The organism is Gimesia fumaroli, from assembly GCF_007754425.1.
Taxonomy (GTDB): Bacteria; Planctomycetota; Planctomycetia; order Planctomycetales; family Planctomycetaceae; genus Gimesia; species Gimesia fumaroli.
On the sequence record NZ_CP037452.1, the window covers coordinates 664,469 to 681,997 of the forward strand.

Below are 17,529 nucleotides of genomic sequence, written 5' to 3' on the forward strand. Positions count from 1 at the left end.
GATTCAAAAGTGATGCAAGTGGGTTGTGACCTCACTATTCTATACACCATGTACGACTTCGGAAATGCGGTTTGTAGTGAGGGGAGCCCCTTTTATTTCACTTTCAACTCTGCTGATCACTTCAGGACCGATCTCCTGCAGGTTTTGTTCATATCCTGCTAACAAAGCCAGATCACAGATTTGATTGATTTTTTCTGGTGTGCCATCAGTCGCTGATTGAATTTCTTGAATCGCGTCTGTTGTGAAGAGTGGTGTTCCGCAGCCAGAGCGATTCAGACGGTAGCGGATATAATTTTCCGTTGTTTCCTGATCAAATGATCCAAGTTCGATCGCCAGGTCTGATAATTGGGCAACGACAGTTGCTGTCCCGGGATTCAGAGCGCCAGAGGTGGTGACGATTGTTAAGGCGGGAAATCGCTGATTTCCGGTATGGAGCAGGCGTTCAATTGTTTTCAGGCATTCGGAACGACACTGGTCTACATGATCCAGAAGCAGGATCAGGCGGCCTTGAGTCATTTGCAGTCCCGTCAGGTAATCTGACAGTTGACGCCAGAGTTGCGGCAGTCTGGTTGTATAAGCGGGGCCGAGGCGTAATTGCGCACAAAGCTGCCAGAGGAATTCCTCTTCTCCCAACCCGAGTAGATCAATCGATTCACACTCATAAGGGCTTCTTTTCAAGATCGTTTGAAATACTTTGAGGGTGAAAGACTTACCTGTTCCTGCAGGACCTGTGAACACGGCACATTTCTTTTGCTCTTCTGCCACAAACAGTAAGCGGGCCAGTGCTTCCTCATGGAATTCACTTTCAAAAAAGTATTCCAGGTCCAGCTGTTGGTCAAAGGGTGCGCGTGTCAAATTCCAGAAATCGCAATACATGATTTTCTTCTGACCTGTTGTATTTGGGGTGAGCCCGAAATCGGGTTGATTGTCGTGTTTTGAGCACCCATCGGGTCAATATGATCCAGAATGGGCTACGGTTTTATTGAATGTGCTCTGGAAACAATGCCTTCCGATTCTCTACTCCTTGCAGAACGCACAGAGATCAAGATACCATCCATAGGGAGCGAAGTTTCAGAAAAGAGAACAGAGGTATGTTCTGAGGCCGAAGCTTCCCTTATTGTTAAAATCGGTCTTTCGGTGTCATCGGCATGACCGAACCCCCGTCCGCCTATTCTTTTTTCCTCAACTTACGCATTTTGAAAAGCTTGAAGTTTTTTATGCCACATCGATTTTACTTTGAAGGTTCTTTCGATTCGGATCTGCTCGTCTTAGAAGGCAGTGAAGCCCATCATTTGCTGCACGTGTTACGCCTGCGGATCGGCGATACTGTAGAGGTTTTTAATGGCACGGGGGTGGAAGCAGATGCCGAGATCACGAAAACAGCACGAAAGAGTGTGGAGGTTAGAATAACGGCGCGAAGGGAATCTCCTGCAAATACCCAGATTCCGGTAATTCTGGCGACAGCCGTTCCCAAAGGAGACCGCTTTCGTTGGCTGGTTGAGAAGGCGGCGGAACTGGGCGTTACCAGACTGGTGCCTTTGATCACAGAGCGCAGCAGTGTTGACCCGGGCGAAAATCGTTTGAAAAAATTACAACAAACGATCGTCGCTGCTGCGAAACAATCAGGCCAGACGCGGTTAATGGAGTTATCGCCGTTACAGAAATTTCATGAATTTCTGGATGATGTCAGTCAGGCCGAGCAGCGTGTGTTGATAGCAGACCCGGGTGGAAGTCCGTTGGAATTGATGGATTCCCGTGGGGCTGATGCTGCTGCGTGTCCGATGGTTCTATTAATTGGACCCGAAGGCGGCTTCTCTGCTGATGAGGTCCAGGCAGCACTCGATAAAGGCGCGACACCGATCAAATTGAGTGAAGCGATTCTACGAATTGAAACCGCGGCGATCTTATTAGCAGGGCTGGTTCGTCTCACAGCCGTGCAAACAAAAGAATGATTCTTTGCGCCGACTCAGGTTATTTAAACAGATGCCCTGATCGGAGAAACAGTACAAAACTGTAAATCACGACGCCGGCGACAATCAAAGAACCAAAGTTAAGCAGGTTACGGCCCGTTGCCATTTTTTTTCTGGCAACAATCTGTGCGATCACGGTGACGACTGCGACCAGGGAGAACTTAAAATATACCATGCCTTTGATGCCCCAGCGCGCGATAAAAAAATTCGCAAGCTGGTTGGATTCTCTGAAGCCACCTGTCACCAGTAAGAGATAGGTCATGAAAACGTCTAACGCATTGACTAAAACAAAAACGCAGGTCTCTCGTTCCAGAGGCAATTGATGACTCCAGAACGAGCGTCCTTTTTCCTGTTCCGGGGGTTCAGGCTGAGCTTCTTCCATGATCGCCTCTTACTTAACCAGTAACTCAAATGGAATACAGTAAGTCTCAAACAAGTTTCCGTAGTTGTTGAATATAGCCGGGAATCGCTTCTTTGGGTTCTTCTTTCGCTTCATATTCCAGCACAATGAAGTTTTTGTAATGAGCGTCTTTCAAAATTTTGACGATCCGTGGAATATCTGCGGGCACTTCCTTTCCGCGTGCTCCCATTTCCACTTTGATCTGTGCGTTAATCGCCAGTGGTGCGATTTGAGCAAGATCCTCGTACGGGTGTTCGGTGCGGAAGTTTCCACTATCGAAGTTAATTCCAAAATTGGGTGACTTGTTGATACCTTCAATGATTCGCATCATTTGTTTCGGAGTCGAAGTGATGCCACCATGATTTTCGAGTGCCAGGCTGACTCCCTTCTTCTCGGCATATTTTAATGATTCATTGATGCCTTTCTGGCACATGCGGATTGCTTCGGCTTCGTTGCCTCCCTTAGGCACGCGTCCTGCAAAGATACGAATCACTGGCGCACCCAGTATCGCGGAATAATCGATCCACTTCCGTGTCATTTCCAGTTGCTCATCCCGGGCCTTTCCTTTGGGCAAACAGAAATCGTTTCCGATTGCAGTGCCGGAAACTTCCAGACCCAGGGAACCAGCGAGATCGCGAGTCTGTTTCAGATAGTCATTGCTGACCGGGTTCGGAAAATAGTAGCTGGTCAATTCGCAACCATCTAGTTTCAATTCGCCACAGTAGCGTACGAAATCCTGAATGTTCATCGTCGCAGGAATCTTTTTCGGACGCGGTTTCGGCCAGCTTTGTTTCAGGTAGCGATGGAACGAATAGGCGGCCAGGCTCAGTTTGAGTTTCTCAGGTGCTTTCTTGTCCTGAACTCCTGCTGCCATTATTGTGTCAGTGATCAATGAGCCTGCAGTCAGTGCTCCTGCGCCCCACAAAGCAGAAGCTTTCAGGAAGTCACGTCGATTGATTTCCTGCACGAAGGGAGAGTGTGAATGAACTGCCATTATGTTTACTCCAGGGCTAAGCCGAATAATTAGGAATGCGCTGATACTGGTAACGGGTAAGTTTAGAATCGAGGAGCCCCCATTTTGACAAATCAGAGACTGTAAAGAAACCCTCGATATCAAAAACAGGCAGAATTGCAAAGTTTCTGAGGATGGCTAAACTTACTCTATTACTATAGATAACACTGACAGTTTACCTGTCTGTTTGTTACGATGTGCGGCCGGGGAATGAACCCTGTCGGGCTGTAAATCAAATTATTGACCGGGCCTTGTGCCCATGACCTATTTAGGAAGACCGGACACAATGCCTCGTTACGACGCCAAGCGGATTGAAACCAAATGGCAAACCTATTGGGACCAGCACGAAACATTCAAGACAGGTGAATTCGTTGAGGGTAAAGACAAGCTCTACGTGCTGGATATGTTCCCTTACCCGTCAGGCGATGGTTTACACGTTGGTCATCCGGAGGGTTATACAGCCACGGATATTGTCTGCCGGCATGCCCGTATGCAGGGAAAACAGGTTTTACATCCCATGGGCTGGGATGCCTTTGGATTGCCTGCTGAACAACACGCGATCAAGACAGGTACGCCGCCCCGGATCACCACACAGAAGAATATCGATACGTTCCGTCGTCAGTTAAAGATGTTGGGTTTCAGTTACGACTGGAGCCGCGAATTTTCGACTACCGATCCCGATTACTTCCGCTGGACGCAATGGATTTTTCTCCAGTTATTTCATTCCTGGTTTGACAGCGAATGCGAATGGACGGGCCCTGATGGAAAACAGCGTGTGGGGCGTGCCCGGCCGATCAGCGAGTTGCCGATTCCTGAAAAAGTAAAAGCAGCGGGGGAAGAAGCAACCCGCCGATATCAGGACCGTCAGCGGTTGGCCTATCAGCATGAGGCCCCGGTGAATTGGTGTCCGGCGTTGGGAACCGTATTGGCGAATGAAGAAATTATTGATGGTAAGAGTGAACGAGGTGGCCACCCGGTGGAACGAATTCCCTTACGCCAGTGGATGCTTCGTATCACAAAATATGGCGATCGTTTGATCGATGGGCTCGAAGGGTTGGACTGGTCGGATTCGATCAAGTCGTTGCAGAAAAACTGGATCGGCCGTAGTGAAGGGGCAGAACTTGATTTCTTTGTTGGCTTGGAAGAGTCTGGTGCAGATTTGGAACAAGCTTTTTCAGCCTGGCTAACAGCGCGGGGAGAATCCGGTTTTCCGGAAGAGCCTGAAACAGATGTCTTAAGGGTTTATACAACACGTCCGGACACATTATACGGCGCCACCTATATGGTGTTATCGCCGGAGCATCCGTTTGTAGATCGGTTAACGAAAGACGACCAGAAATCAGCGGTCGAAGTGTATCGAAAGCAGGCGGCTCTCAAAAGCGATTTGGATCGAACCGATTTGGCAAAAGAAAAAACAGGCGTTTTTACCGGCAGCTATGCGGTGAATCCGGTGAATGGCGAAAAAGTTCCGGTCTGGATTGCCGACTATGTTTTGATCAGCTACGGGACGGGGGCCATCATGGCGGTTCCTGCGCACGATTTGCGCGACTGGGAATTTGCCGTCGAATTCGATTTGCCCATCATTCCCGTTGTCGAACCACCGGCCGGTTATGAGCCTTCGAAAGACGAGTTGGCACTCGAAACGGAAATTGAAGGAGAAAAACGAACACCGTTTTCCGGTTTGGGGACAGCCATCAATTCTGGTGAATTTAACGGCACACCAACGGCGGACTTCAAAAAACAGATCACCGCGAATTTGGTCGAGCAGGGCGTTGGGAAAGGGGCCGTCAACTATCGTTTGCGGGACTGGCTCTTCAGCCGACAGCACTTCTGGGGCGAGCCGTTTCCGATCTGGCATGAATTGGGTGCGGATGGCAAGATCACTGGTTTGATGCGTGCTGATTCGGAAGAGAGTTTACCCGTCGAGCTTCCCGAGTTGAAAGAATTCAAGCCGGCTGGAACTCCTGATCCACCGCTTTCTGTTGCTCCGGATGAATGGTTGTATAAAACCGACGCTGATGGCACACGGCTCATGCGTGAAGTCAACAGTATGCCGCAATGGGCGGGCTCCTGTTGGTATTATTTGCGGTTCGCTGATCCGAAGAACAACGAACGCTTTGTGGACCCTGAGAACGAAAAGCATTGGTTGCCCGTCGACCTCTACATTGGTGGCGGCGAGCATGCCGTATTGCATTTGCTCTATGCCCGTTTCTGGCATCAGGTTTTGTTTGACCGTGGGTTTGTGAACTGCCCCGAACCATTCCAGAAATTAGTCAACCAGGGGATGATATTAGGCGATGTTGAATTGACGGGCTTTCAGACGACAGAGGGTGCCTGGGTCTCTTCCAAGGAAGTTGAAGAGTCGGATGAGTCCGAAACAAAGTGGATCGAGACATCCACGGGCAAGCCATTGAATATTGTTAGTTTGACATCGGATCAGGTGCAAAAGCAGGGCGAAGATTTTGTACTTGTTGATGATCCCACTATTTTTGTGAACAGCCGCGCTCATAAGATGTCGAAGTCACGAGGCAACGTGGTGAATCCGGACTTTGTGGTCGAACAGTACGGTGCCGATGCTTTACGCATGTATGAAATGTTTATGGGGCCGTTGGAAGCAACGAAACCCTGGAGCATGAGTGGCGTCGAAGGAGTCAGTCGATTTCTCGGTCGAGTCTGGCGATTGATGATTGAGGAACGTGCTGAAGAAGTCAAATTGAACGAAGCGGTTTCGGAAGAGTCACCGTCCGAAGAACAGTTACGGATTTTGCACAAAACAATCAAAGCCGTCACCGAAGATATTGATAAATTATCCTTCAATACGGCCATCAGTCGTATGATGGAATTTACGAATGCGATGGGGCAGCAGAAAGTTCGATCGAAGTCGGTCTTATCTGATTTTATTTTGCTCCTTTCACCGTTTGCACCGCACATTGCGGAAGAACTCTGGAGTGTGTTAGGGCATACCGAATCGTTAGCTTACCAAAGCTGGCCGGAATTTGATGAAGCGTTATTGCAGGAGTCGGTCGTCGAAATTCCGGTACAGGTCAACGGAAAGTTACGCTCCAAAGTCTCCATCGCGGCTGACGCCGACCAGGCAGCGATGCAGCAGGCAGCCGAGCGGGACGAAACGGTCGCCAAGTACCTGGAAGGTAAAACGATTGTCAAAGCAGTCGTGATTCCCGGCCGCATGATTAATTTCGTGGTGAAATAAACTTTCAAGCAGGAGCGAAACTATTCACGGCTTCGCTCCTGTTTTATTTACGAATTTCGTTCTATTCTCCGTCCAGTCGATAGAGTGGCTGGCTGATGCCGGTCATGTCGACAGACCAGGGGAGCCAGGCGAATGCCACTTCATTCACCATCAGGTCCGACTTGCGCGGCCGGACCGGGTACTCTTCAATTTCGAAGTCTTCGGGATGAATGGGTTCTTCCAGCTTGTCTAATTCCTGTTGGAACTGGTCTTCGAGGTTCGCGTATTTTTGCTGTTGCACCTCAAGTGCTTCCTTCGCCCGTCCTATATCCCCATGCTCTTTGGCGGCACGGCCCACATTGCGCGCTGCAGTAGACGCTTTCCGTACGTTGGTGGCACTGGTGACTTTTCGACCCATGAGGGCACCGAAAATGGTCGTGCCGATTGAAAGGAAGGTACTCAGCTTTTTATCGCTGTATTGAGATTCTTCACGTGCTACACGTTCTTCGGCAGTTCGGATGCGGTTTTTAATCGTTTCAAATTTGGACGCATATTTCGTGCGCAGTTTTTCGATCTGCAAATCGCGTTCTTCGCGCATCAGTTGCTTGAGGCGGGCGCGGAAAGCGGCTTCGTTTTCTTCTGGATCCGAATAGAGTTTGGGGGCCGCATTGAACCACAGGTTCAAAGGGCGTTCCTGGTAGAGATATGTTTTTAAGTCCTTTTCCCAGGTTTTGTATTGTGTCTTCCGTGTCAGTGCGCTATCGACTTCAGCAAATTGTGCTTGTGCGGCGGGCTCACTGTCATACTCCAGGTTGCCGGGGGAAATGGGGGTTGCTTCTTCCCAGAGTGATTCGGGAAGTGTGCCAGTAATTGTGGTCAGCATGGCGACGTCCTGCCAGAGATCAACTTTCGACTTGGCGTCAGCATACCGTAATTTTGCCAGACCGATGACGCCGGGACGATAAACGAGACGGCTGCTTTGAGGCAACAATGTAGATGCGGTGAAGATTCGCTGTTTGATATCAGGAGAAATTAACGGCGGCTGACCCGAGTCCTGTTCTGTAACGGCGGCGATCGTTGGTGCAGACGTCGTAGGTTCTGTTGTGGATTCGGTAAGTGCCTCCTTGTGGGGTTCCATCAACTGTTTGATCTGTGAGCGCGTAAGTGGTCCGCGGAGATAGGAGAGTGCCCATCTGGTGTGGAATACGACAGGCGCATTTTCATGCACATTGTGTAACAGGAAGACTCGGCTTCCCAAGTCAGACAGAATCGCTTCCATTTCCTGACGATGAAACTGACTGCCGGCGGATCCGGACGCACTCTCCAGTCCGTCCAGCACGCGTGCTTTATCCCGTTCGGTCTGCAGGCGACCGATGAACCAGGTTCCCGTGTTCGAGAGCCCTTTATAGTCGAGGTCGACCGGGTTTTGTGTGGAGAGTACGACTCCCAGTCCAAAAGCGCGGGCCTGTTTCAGCAGCGTCAGCATCGGTGTTTTCGAAGGCGGATTCGCGGTAGGGGGGAAGTAACCGAAGACTTCATCCATGTATAAAATCGCCCGCAAGCTTGATGTTCCCGACTGACTGCGGACCCAGGCCAGCACCTCATTGAGCAAGACTGTTACGAAAAACATGCGCTCTGATTCGGACAAGTGGGCGATCGAGAGAATGGAAATGCGTGGCTTTCCCTGTTTCGTCATGAGCAGATTCTCAATGTTCAACGCTTCTCCCTCCATCCAGGATTCAAATCCTGGAGAGGCCAGCAGGTTATTGAGTTGCATTGAGAGTTGCAGACGATCTTTGGATGGGTAAAACGTTTCCAGATCCAGGAAGCCGATCTTTTCGAACGGGGGAACCTGGATTTCCTGTATCAGACTGGCGATGGAGAGATTCCGTCTTTCCTTCCAGGCATTGCTGAGAATGTTGGAGAGTAAAATGTGTTCGCGGCTGTTAATCGGATCGGCATTGATTTTGAGTAATGCCAGTAGACCGGAGACCGCCGACATGATCCGATCTCGGAAGGCGTCGCTATCATTCAAAACCGCATCACTGGGTGCATCGAACGATTTTAAAACAGAGATCGATAAACCGGCGTTGCTGCCCGGCGTGTAGATGGCCATGTCCACGGCAGAGCGAAGTCGCTGAATGCGGTCGCCGTCCTGTTGCCAGTCGGCTAGTCCCTTTTTCCAGAGGTCGGCCGTCCAACGGGCGTACTCATCCGGCGTTTTTCCTTTGCGGACCGCTTCGCTTTCTTCAATCCAGGGGCGAAAGTCAGCGGGTTTCAATTCTGGAAAATTGAGCAGCAGGTTACCCAGGTCCCCTTTGGGGTCAATGGCGATGACAGGAATATCGTCGATGGCGGCTTCTTCAAGAAGTGACAGACAGAGCCCGGTTTTGCCACTACCGGTCATGCCGACACAGACAGCGTGTGTTGTCAGATCTTTGCTGTCATACAGAACCAGGTCGTCTTTAATCGTGTCGTTGGGGAGATCGTATTCTCGACCCAGATAGAATGCACCAAGCTTTTCGTAAGGTTGATCCGTCATTGCTCACCATGAACTGGAAGAAGAAAGGAAGAAGAAATCGGTTCAAAGGTTCAAGAACTGTCAGTATTTGAATTTCTGATAGCGTAACATGCAGGAACGATGATTTCACGCAAGAGTTGACAAACTTCACTGGGTTTTTGAACGGTGTATCAGGAGTCAACGAATACTAAACGGGCTCTTCCTGTTCGGGAACGATTGAGAAGCAAGAAGCGACCTCTTCCGGAATGCGGCGTGGCGTGAGATTTTCATAATTCACAAACGCCCAGTTTGTTTCTGCGCGAACCAGTAGCTCCGAATCCGTGGGCCGAACGATCCGGTATTTACGGAGGGATTTAACTTTCTGCAGCGTGGAAATCCAGGTCTGTACGACAATTTCCTGATCCACAAACGCAGGTTGCAAGTACTCAATATAATGGCTTCGTGCCACCCAGCCGATTTTCATTTCCCGATAACGGCGGCCAGACCAGCCATTGGCGGTGGAGTGGGCCACCGCCGCATCCTGCAGCCATTTCAGATAGACAACATTATTGACGTGACCCAATCCGTCAATTTCCTCGGGGGTGACTAAATGACAGTATTCATAAATGCGATGCATGGAATTTCTATCCCGGGTTATGGTATGGTATCACCAGACAGAACGTGTGCTATGCTGAGTGAACGACGCGATACTCGTTGAATCAGCGGCATTAAAACAGTGTAATTGAATTGAATGAGAATTGAATCAGAGTTCCATGAATAATTTAACATCGCTTCCACTGGTAATCGGTTTAGGTGAATTGCTGTGGGACTGTTTTGGTGATGAGAGACGTCCCGGCGGTGCGCCGGCAAACGTTGCCTTTCAGGCGAATCAACTAGGCTGTCAGGGGACTGTTGTCACTCGCGTCGGGCAGGACGAGTTGGGGACCGAGTTACTCGACTTTTTAAAGCAGCAGCAACTTTCCACAGAGTATGTGCAGATCGATACAACATTTCCGACCGGAACTGTGACCGTTGAATTTAGCGATGCCAACGATCCGCAGTATACCATTCATGAACAGGTTGCCTGGGATCACCTGGAGTTTAACGACAAATTAGCTGAGTTGATGAAACAGGCGCAGGCTGTCTGTTTTGGCACGCTCGCGCAGCGTGAAGCAGACTCACGCGAGTCGATACATGAGTGTCTGGCGGCAACGAGTTCAGACTGTCTGGTTGTGTATGACATCAATCTACGTCAGAAGTACTACGACCGCGATTGGATTGAACGGTCTTTGTCAGCAGCGAAGATCGTTAAACTAAATCAGGATGAGGTGCAGGTTTTATCTGAACTGCTGGCGATTTCAGCAGAAGACCTGCAGATATTTGCACAACATCTTCAACAAGTGTATGGAGTCGATGCCGTTTGTATCACACGTGGCTCAGAAGGATGTTTAATTTACGCCGACAATCAGCAATATGAGATTCCAGGCAGTCCCGTAGAAGTGGCAGATGCAGTGGGAGCCGGTGATGCGTTTACTGCGGCTTTGATTTCCCGGCGCCTGCTGGGATGGGGTTGGGAACAGGCGGCATTGTTTGCTAATCGGGTGGGAGGGCTTGTTGCCAGTCAAGCAGGGGCGATGCCTGTACTGCGAGTAGAGTTTGAACGGCTCAGTCAGGAAATTCAGAACACTTAGGTCAGTTTGAGTTTATATACAGTTTTATTACTTCAGAGAGAGTAAGGGATATTTTGATGTCACGATTGATTTTGATAGCGCTGTTTTCTGTGATGATCGGAATTGTGGGCTGCAAAGGAGAAACACCAACAGCTGGTGACCCGGAAGTTCCCGAGGCTGCTTCCAAAGGTGGAACTCCTACGACAACAGCCGAAGATTATCAGGTACTTCTGAAAACCAGCAAGGGTAACGTTTTGCTGCAGGTCCATCCGGAATGGTCTCCTAAAGGGGCAGAACGTTTTAAGGAACTCGTTGAAATGGGATTTTATGATAACTGTGCCTTCTTTCGCGTGATTGACGGATTCATGGCACAGGTGGGGATCAATGGTGATCCGGCATTACACGCCAAATGGCGCGACAACAATATTCCGGACGATCCTGTCGTGGAATCGAATAAACGGGGGTATGTCTCGTTTGCAAATGCCGGTCCCGATACTCGTTCTACACAGTTCTTTATCAATTATGGTGACAACTCGAATTTGGATTATGGTTTCTCACCCTTTGCAAAAGTCATTCAAGGCATGGATGTGGTTGATTCCCTTTACAACGGATATGGTGAAGGCGCTCCCAGCGGCTCCGGGCCCTCTCAAGGCAGAATTGTGGGAGAAGGCAATGCGTACCTGAAAAAAGAGTTTCCGATGCTGGACTACATCATCAAGGCAACCATCGTCGAAGAAGAGCCCGCCAAGACAGAGGCAAAGTCTGAGTCTGCTGAACCAGAGGCAAAGGACGACAAGCAGCCTGCTGAACCGGCGGCTGAAAAGTCTGAGAAGGAAGAGGCAACTGCCGACAAACCCAAAGAGGAAGCAGCAAAGAAAGACGAATAGACTTGGTTCAATCGTTGACCGGCATACGCACGAAGGGAGCTCGGATACAAGTCAATTGATCCAGCTCCCGGCTGGCGGCCTGGAAGCGGCCTTCTGTCGTACGATGGGTCATAATCACTAATGGTACGATCGGGTAGTCCTCGGACTGATCGACTTCGGGTGCTTCGTGCTGTACTAAACTGGCGATACTGATTTCGTGGTCTCCGAGCACGTTCGTGATATCAGCCAGAACGTGCGGTCGGTCTTCCACATTCAATCGCAAGAAGTAACGCCGGGAGATCTCTTCGCGCGGCATGATGCTGATATCCGGGCGAGGATTCCAGAGGTCCAATCGGGGGAACGTGATCGCAGCACGGCCGACGGCCACATCAATCAGGTTGGCGACCACGGCAGAAGCGGTTGCCATTTGGCCGGCCCCCATACCTGACAGCCAGATTTTGCCCACTGCGTCACCTTCCAGGGCGATCTTGTTGTAGGCATCTTCTACGTGGGCCAATGGGTTGTCATTGCGAATCAACGTGGGTTGAGCATGCATTTCCAGTTGGCCATCCAAAAGTTTGGCGACTGCCAGTAATTTGACGGTATACCCCAGTTCGTGGGCGTATTGTAAATCGGCCAGTGAAAGTGAGTCGATGCCTTGTCTCAGGAACTGGTCCAGGCCAACCTTGATTCCCAGTGCCAGTTGTACCAGGATGCCGAGCTTCTGGGCAGCGTCGGTTCCATCCACGTCCATCGCTGGATTGGCTTCGGCGTACCCTATTTCCTGAGCAGAGCGGACCGCGTCTTCGTAGCTCACATTATGCGAAAACATTTGCGTCAGGATGTAATTGCTGGTTCCGTTCAGAATGGCTTCAATCGAAGTAATCTGGTTGGCTGACATCGCTTGAGTCACCGTTTCGATTAATGGGACTCCTCCCGCGACTGCTGCTTCAAAGCTGATACAGCGTCCCAGTTCTTTGGCGCGTTGAAACAGACTTTCTCCTTTTTCGCAGAGCAGCGCTTTGTTCGCGGTCACGACATCTTTACCACTTTCGAGGGTACGCAGCATGATATCGTAAGCCGGATCAATTCCGCCGACGAGTTGAATTACGACGTCGATCGAGGAATCATTGATGACCGCTTCAATATCGTCGGTGAGTACTTCTGCTGGCAGGTCAATCTCGCGTGGTCTGGAAAGATCTCTCACGACAGCCCGCTTCAGGTGAATCGGGCGGCCGGCGCGTGTGGTCATTTGTTCGGCGCGGTTGAGCAAGATTTTCGCGACACCAGTACCAACGGTTCCCATACCGATAATGGCCACGTTTAAAGGAGAAGACGACATTCCAGATTCCTGAATTTGTAAACACGGTGAATTGTAGCGAGGGGCTTAAATATCAGCACCGTACTATAGACGGTCCTCGGGGTGAGTGGAACCATGGCTAGAGAAATCAGTTGATTTCATCGTCATAATATCGGGAAATATGTCGATTTTACGGGTCAGTTTACGACAAATATCTCAAGATTCCAAGGGGGGGAACATGTTCAACTGATTGTGTGATGTGATAAAGCGAAGTCAGTCGCAGGAAAGTAACTCTTTACCGCCAACAAAATTTTTCCAGCAAGCATATTTTTCATGCTTTACCTGTTGGAGCAGAACCGGATTACGACTGGGTTTTGCCGGTTTCTGCAGCAGTTTCATGCCAGCCTGAGAGGGCGTGCGACCTCCTTTTTTGGTATTACAACGGCGACAGGCACTGACAATATTTTCCCAGCTCATGCCGCCTCCGTGAGAGCGGGGGACGACGTGATCCAGACTAAGCTGCTTCACCCCGAATTTCTTCTGGCAGTACTGGCAGCGATAGCTGTCTCTGATAAAGATGTTGCGGCGGTTAAACTTGATGGTATTGTTGGGGATGCGATCATAGCGAAGCAGGCGAACGACACGGGGAACCTGGATTTCAAAATTGACGGTCAGAATCCAGTCTTCCAGTTCCGTTCGTTCATTGAACTCTGACCTCAGCCCACTGATTTCAATCCAGGAACCGAAGTCATAGTTCATGAAGGTGCCATCTTCCACACTGATGACTTCCGCAATGTCTTTACTCAATAGACAAAAGGCCCGCTTGGCGGAGATGACGTGAACCGGCGAATAAGTCTTGTTCAACGCCAACACGCTCGCCTGCATGGCGCTGGACTGTGCCTTACCGGTAGTTGCAGATATCATATGCCGCCCACCCTCCAGATCATTGAGCAAGGTTATGGCAATATCGGGGTACGATGAAAATCGAAGCGACTCAATAGTAAAGAAACATTTGAATTGACGGGCATAATACCTTAACTGGTGCTGCAGTCAATTAAAATTTGCAAAATCCTTAGTTGAATCAGGCGCGTACCTTTACCGCAGATATTTTACACTTTGGGGGGGATCCCGATCAACTGTTACCGGGGAGATGGGGCAAAATGTATACTGAAATGGATCAGTCGCTTCATCAGTCTCAAAGAGTGTTGATGAAGCGACTATTAAGCCAATATGAGATTATTGCAACCAGGATAGCGGAGCGGTTGCAGGCGGCATTTTAATGAGTTTCACGCAGGAAACTTCTTTATGGCTGGAAACTTCTGCGATTGCCGCTTCAGGAACTTCGCCATCCACATTGAGGACCGCGATGGCTTCGCCACCCGGCTGGTTTTGCAGGCGGCCTAAAGCCATATGAGCGATATTGACATTGTGATTACCCAGGACAGTGCCGATATAGCCGATCAGGCCGGGGACATCATTGTGCCGATAAATCAGCAGGTTGCCATCAAGGTACGCATCGAGGTAGAACTCGTCCAGTTTTGTCAGACGCAGGAAGTCCTGTCCGAAGATCGTACCAGCAGCAGAGCATTTTCCGTCTTCGGTTTCAACGGTGGCGCTGATCAGTGTTGAAAGCGTACCCGCTTCTGTTGAGCGAGATTCCGAAATGTCGATGCCACGTTCTTTCGCGAAGACAGTGGCGTTCACGATATTCACGTCGGCTTCGAAGGCGTTGGAGAGCAAACCGGCGGCAAAGCTGGAAGTGATCAGTTTAGTCTGTTTTTCAGCTACTTCTCCGCGATACTGAATTTGAACATTCTTAAGACTGCCTTTAGTCTGTTGAGATAAGAACAGTCCCAGTCGATGTCCCAGTTCGATATGTGGTTTGAGATCTGCCATCTCCGCTCCTGAAACAGGAATCATATTGATGGCGTGACGAATTTCATTTTTCGTCAGAAAGTCGGAAATGATTTCTGCGGCTTCCAGAGCGACCATTTCTTGAGCTTCATCGGTTGAAGCGCCCAGGTGCGGTGTTGCGAGCATGTTCGGGGCATTGATCAGACGCCGGTTTTCTGGGGGTTCCTGTGTGAAAACGTCACAGGCTGCGCCGGCGACTTTACCAGATTCCAGTGCATCGGCCAGATCGTCTTCATTAACAATACCTCCCCGTGCACAGTTGATGATTCGAACTCCAGGACGCATCGTGGCGATGCGCTCGGCATTGATCAGGTCACGTGTTTCGTCTGTTAAGGGAGTATGCACCGTCAGGAAGTCACAGTGCTTGACCAGTTCATCGACTTCTTTATAGAGCTCAATGCCATACTCGGCTGCGCGTTCGGCTGACATAAAGGGATCATATCCGATGACCTTCATTTCCAAACCTTGTGCCCGTTGCGCTACGGAAAGTCCGATTCGACCTAACCCAATGATTGCCAGAGTTTTGCCGGCAACCTGAGTTCCGGTCAATTTTTTACGCTCCCATTTTCCTTCTTTCATGGTGGCGTAAGCCGGGCCGATATTACGGGCCAGTGACATCATTAAGGCAATCGTCTGTTCCGCAGTACTGGTGGTATTTCCAGCCGGCGTATTCATCACAACGATCCCTTCCCGTGTGGCGGCAGCACGGTCGATGTTATCGACGCCAACACCGGCTCGTACGATCGCCTTCAATCGGGGCTGATCTTTCAGAACTTCTTCTGTCAGTTTCGTGGCACTACGAATAATGATTCCGTCTGCCGACTTGAGTGCTTCCCGTACTTCTTCCGGCGAAAGACCGGAGCGGATATCCAATTCAATTTCCGGATTGTCCTCAAGAACTTTAAGACCGGCTGGCGAAAGGTTGTCCGTGATCAGGACTCGGTACATGGAACTCACTCGCTTAATAAATACATGGAAAAAAGGTCAGGGAAATCACAACGACTCCCTAATGATACAGAGGTATCGTCCCTTAGCATAGTTCGCCAAAAAATCGCGCCAAGGCAAACGGCACTGCAAAGTCGGGAAATCCAAAAACAGTTTAATACTCTTTGGGGTGAGTTTCGTTTTTAAGAAGGAAACCATCAATTTCCGCCTGTAAAGGGGATAACCTCAGCGCAAATCAGTATGATATTCTGTGCACATTCTGCTGAGGTTATCAGGGATTACTATTTTTGAGAATTCATCGAAGAAGATAGATATGAAACGTTCTTTATTTAAAATTCTGATTGTGCTCCTGCTCATTTTCTTGCCGGTGATCCTGCATCAGACCTATCGCTGGATGACGGCATTTCCGACTCAGATTACCATTGCCGCCGGTCATCCAGAAGGTCGATATCATGGAATGGCTGTGCAACTGAAAGCGATGCTGGAGCAACGCTTGCCGATCAACGTGCAAATTTTGGAGACGAAAGGCTCGCTGGAAAACCTGGAATTATTACGTCATGGAAAAGTCGATCTGGCATTTTACCAGCCGGGAGCCGAGGATGCGTTATCGATACTGAAACCAGAAAGGAAAGCGCAGCCAAAGTTGATGGTGCAACCAGAGGATCAGATCTGTTTCATTGCGAATCTATATTCACAGGTTTTGCATATCATTGTGCCCGCTGATTCCGACATCAAAAGTGTAGGAGATCTCAAGCGGCGCAGAATTGCCATTGGTGATCAGGGATCGGGAGATCTGGCAGCCAGCCTGCCGCTCTTACGACATTTACAACTCAACATGGATCAGATCGAACCCGCATATTTATCCTATCACGAAATCGAAGATCAATTTGAAGAGAAGACACTGGATGCGGCGATCGTGACAGTAGGGATCGAAGCGCCTGTGTTGCATGATTTACTGGAGACAGGCAATTATCGCATTCTGGAAATTCCCTTTACCGGTGCACTGACTCGGAAGGCATCTCATTTTTATGAATATGAAATTCCAGCTGGTATGTTTCGAACGCAGGAACCGATTGTACCGGAAAGTAATCTGCAGACCGTTGCCTGTGGTGCGCATCTACTGACGCGGCAATCGTTGGCTGATCCTCTAATTGCAGAAGTGACTGGGATTATTCTGCATCAGAATTTTTCGCGTCAGATGCATTTAAACGAACTGTTTGCTGCAGGATATGAATTTGCCCAAGACAATCAGGGCTTTCCCGTGCATTCTGGTGCAGATCATGTTTATAACCCTGAACTGAAACCATTTCTGAATTCTGATTTTGTCGAAGCAACAGAGGGGATGCGATCATTTCTTGTATCGGTGCTGATTGCCGCCTATTTGTTATTTCGATGGGTTCAGAAGCGGCGTTCTAAAGCAAAGGAGCACAGGTTGGATCGCTATATCAGGCAGCTTGTGGAGATTGAAAACAAACAAATGCAGGTAGATGGAAACAATCAGGATGATGGTCCTGCGTTACAGACGCTGCTCGATGACGTAACCAGTCTACGTCAGAGTACATTGGAGCAGTTCTCAGCACACGAATTGAATGAAGATCGGGCTACCGATGCATTTCTGGAGATGTGCCATGCGTTGAGTGATAAAATTAACGCTAAACTTTTAGGCTGGAAAATTGATCGCATGGGTGAGAAAATAAGTAAATCTTAAACGAGCAATCGCGTCGTAAGTGGTTCATCGACGGTCATACTTATTTTTTCCGGA

At 49.5% G+C, this 17,529-nt stretch carries 13 protein-coding genes; 5 read left to right on the forward strand and 8 right to left on the reverse strand.

Annotation, left to right across the window (positions count from 1 at the left end; all coding sequences use genetic code 11):
* Positions 1 to 39: 39 nt before the first annotated feature.
* Positions 40 to 876, reverse strand: coding sequence for an ExeA family protein (locus Enr17x_RS02610; RefSeq protein ID WP_145305675.1), 837 nt, complete (start codon positions 874 to 876; stop codon positions 40 to 42).
* Positions 877 to 1,217: 341 nt separating this feature from the next.
* Between Enr17x_RS02610 and Enr17x_RS02615 the strand changes: the two genes are divergently transcribed.
* Positions 1,218 to 1,952 (forward strand): RsmE family RNA methyltransferase, encoded by a 735-nt coding sequence (locus Enr17x_RS02615; protein WP_198000934.1) that lies wholly within the window; start codon positions 1,218 to 1,220, stop codon positions 1,950 to 1,952.
* Between the two features lie 19 nt (positions 1,953 to 1,971).
* Here Enr17x_RS02615 and Enr17x_RS02620 read toward each other — a convergent pair whose 3' ends face one another.
* Positions 1,972 to 2,352: a DUF5658 family protein gene (locus Enr17x_RS02620; RefSeq protein WP_145305677.1), complete on the reverse strand. Its 381-nt coding sequence runs from the start codon at positions 2,350 to 2,352 to the stop codon at positions 1,972 to 1,974.
* A 46-nt stretch (positions 2,353 to 2,398) separates the two neighbouring features.
* On the reverse strand, positions 2,399 to 3,364 hold the full coding sequence (locus tag Enr17x_RS02625; protein ID WP_145305678.1) for a TIM barrel protein: 966 nt from the start codon (positions 3,362 to 3,364) through the stop codon (positions 2,399 to 2,401).
* 304 nt (positions 3,365 to 3,668) lie between these two features.
* Between Enr17x_RS02625 and leuS the strand changes: the two genes are divergently transcribed.
* Entirely contained in the window at positions 3,669 to 6,593 is a 2,925-nt protein-coding gene (leuS, locus tag Enr17x_RS02630) for a leucine--tRNA ligase (RefSeq protein WP_145305679.1), read from the forward strand.
* A 61-nt stretch (positions 6,594 to 6,654) separates the two neighbouring features.
* On the opposite strand, the gene Enr17x_RS02635 is transcribed toward leuS, so the two are convergent.
* Together Enr17x_RS02635 and Enr17x_RS02640 are read right to left on the reverse strand one after the other, a co-directional pair.
* Complete coding sequence (locus tag Enr17x_RS02635) at positions 6,655 to 9,114, reverse strand: helicase HerA domain-containing protein (protein ID WP_145305680.1); 2,460 nt, start codon at positions 9,112 to 9,114, stop codon at positions 6,655 to 6,657.
* 166 nt (positions 9,115 to 9,280) lie between these two features.
* A complete protein-coding gene (locus Enr17x_RS02640; protein ID WP_145305681.1) occupies positions 9,281 to 9,709 on the reverse strand; it encodes an acyl-CoA thioesterase in 429 nt (142 codons plus the stop codon).
* Between the two features lie 136 nt (positions 9,710 to 9,845).
* On the opposite strand from Enr17x_RS02640, the gene Enr17x_RS02645 reads away from it, so the two are divergent.
* Both Enr17x_RS02645 and Enr17x_RS02650 read left to right on the forward strand, forming a co-directional pair.
* The gene (locus Enr17x_RS02645; protein ID WP_145305682.1) at positions 9,846 to 10,763 is read left to right on the forward strand and encodes a carbohydrate kinase family protein; all 918 of its coding nucleotides are present in this window, start codon (positions 9,846 to 9,848) and stop codon (positions 10,761 to 10,763) included.
* A gap of 56 nt (positions 10,764 to 10,819) precedes the next feature.
* A complete protein-coding gene (locus tag Enr17x_RS02650; RefSeq protein WP_232100925.1) occupies positions 10,820 to 11,629 on the forward strand; it encodes a peptidylprolyl isomerase in 810 nt (269 codons plus the stop codon).
* A 7-nt stretch (positions 11,630 to 11,636) separates the two neighbouring features.
* Here the strand turns inward: Enr17x_RS02650 and Enr17x_RS02655 are convergent, their stop codons facing one another.
* The 3 genes from Enr17x_RS02655 to serA all read right to left on the reverse strand — a co-directional run bounded on the left by Enr17x_RS02655 (position 11,637) and on the right by serA (position 15,770).
* Positions 11,637 to 12,950 (reverse strand): homoserine dehydrogenase, encoded by a 1,314-nt coding sequence (locus Enr17x_RS02655; protein WP_145305683.1) that lies wholly within the window; start codon positions 12,948 to 12,950, stop codon positions 11,637 to 11,639.
* Positions 12,951 to 13,181: 231 nt separating this feature from the next.
* Positions 13,182 to 13,832 (reverse strand): HNH endonuclease, encoded by a 651-nt coding sequence (locus Enr17x_RS02660; RefSeq protein ID WP_145305684.1) that lies wholly within the window; start codon positions 13,830 to 13,832, stop codon positions 13,182 to 13,184.
* Positions 13,833 to 14,144: 312 nt separating this feature from the next.
* Positions 14,145 to 15,770 carry a phosphoglycerate dehydrogenase gene (gene serA / locus Enr17x_RS02665; protein WP_145305685.1) on the reverse strand — a complete coding sequence of 542 codons (1,626 nt, stop codon included), beginning with the start codon at positions 15,768 to 15,770 and terminating at the stop codon, positions 14,145 to 14,147.
* Positions 15,771 to 16,080: 310 nt separating this feature from the next.
* Here serA and Enr17x_RS02670 point away from each other — a divergent pair, with 310 nt between their 5' ends.
* Complete coding sequence (locus Enr17x_RS02670) at positions 16,081 to 17,475, forward strand: TAXI family TRAP transporter solute-binding subunit (RefSeq protein ID WP_145305686.1); 1,395 nt, start codon at positions 16,081 to 16,083, stop codon at positions 17,473 to 17,475.
* Positions 17,476 to 17,529 lie beyond the last annotated feature (54 nt).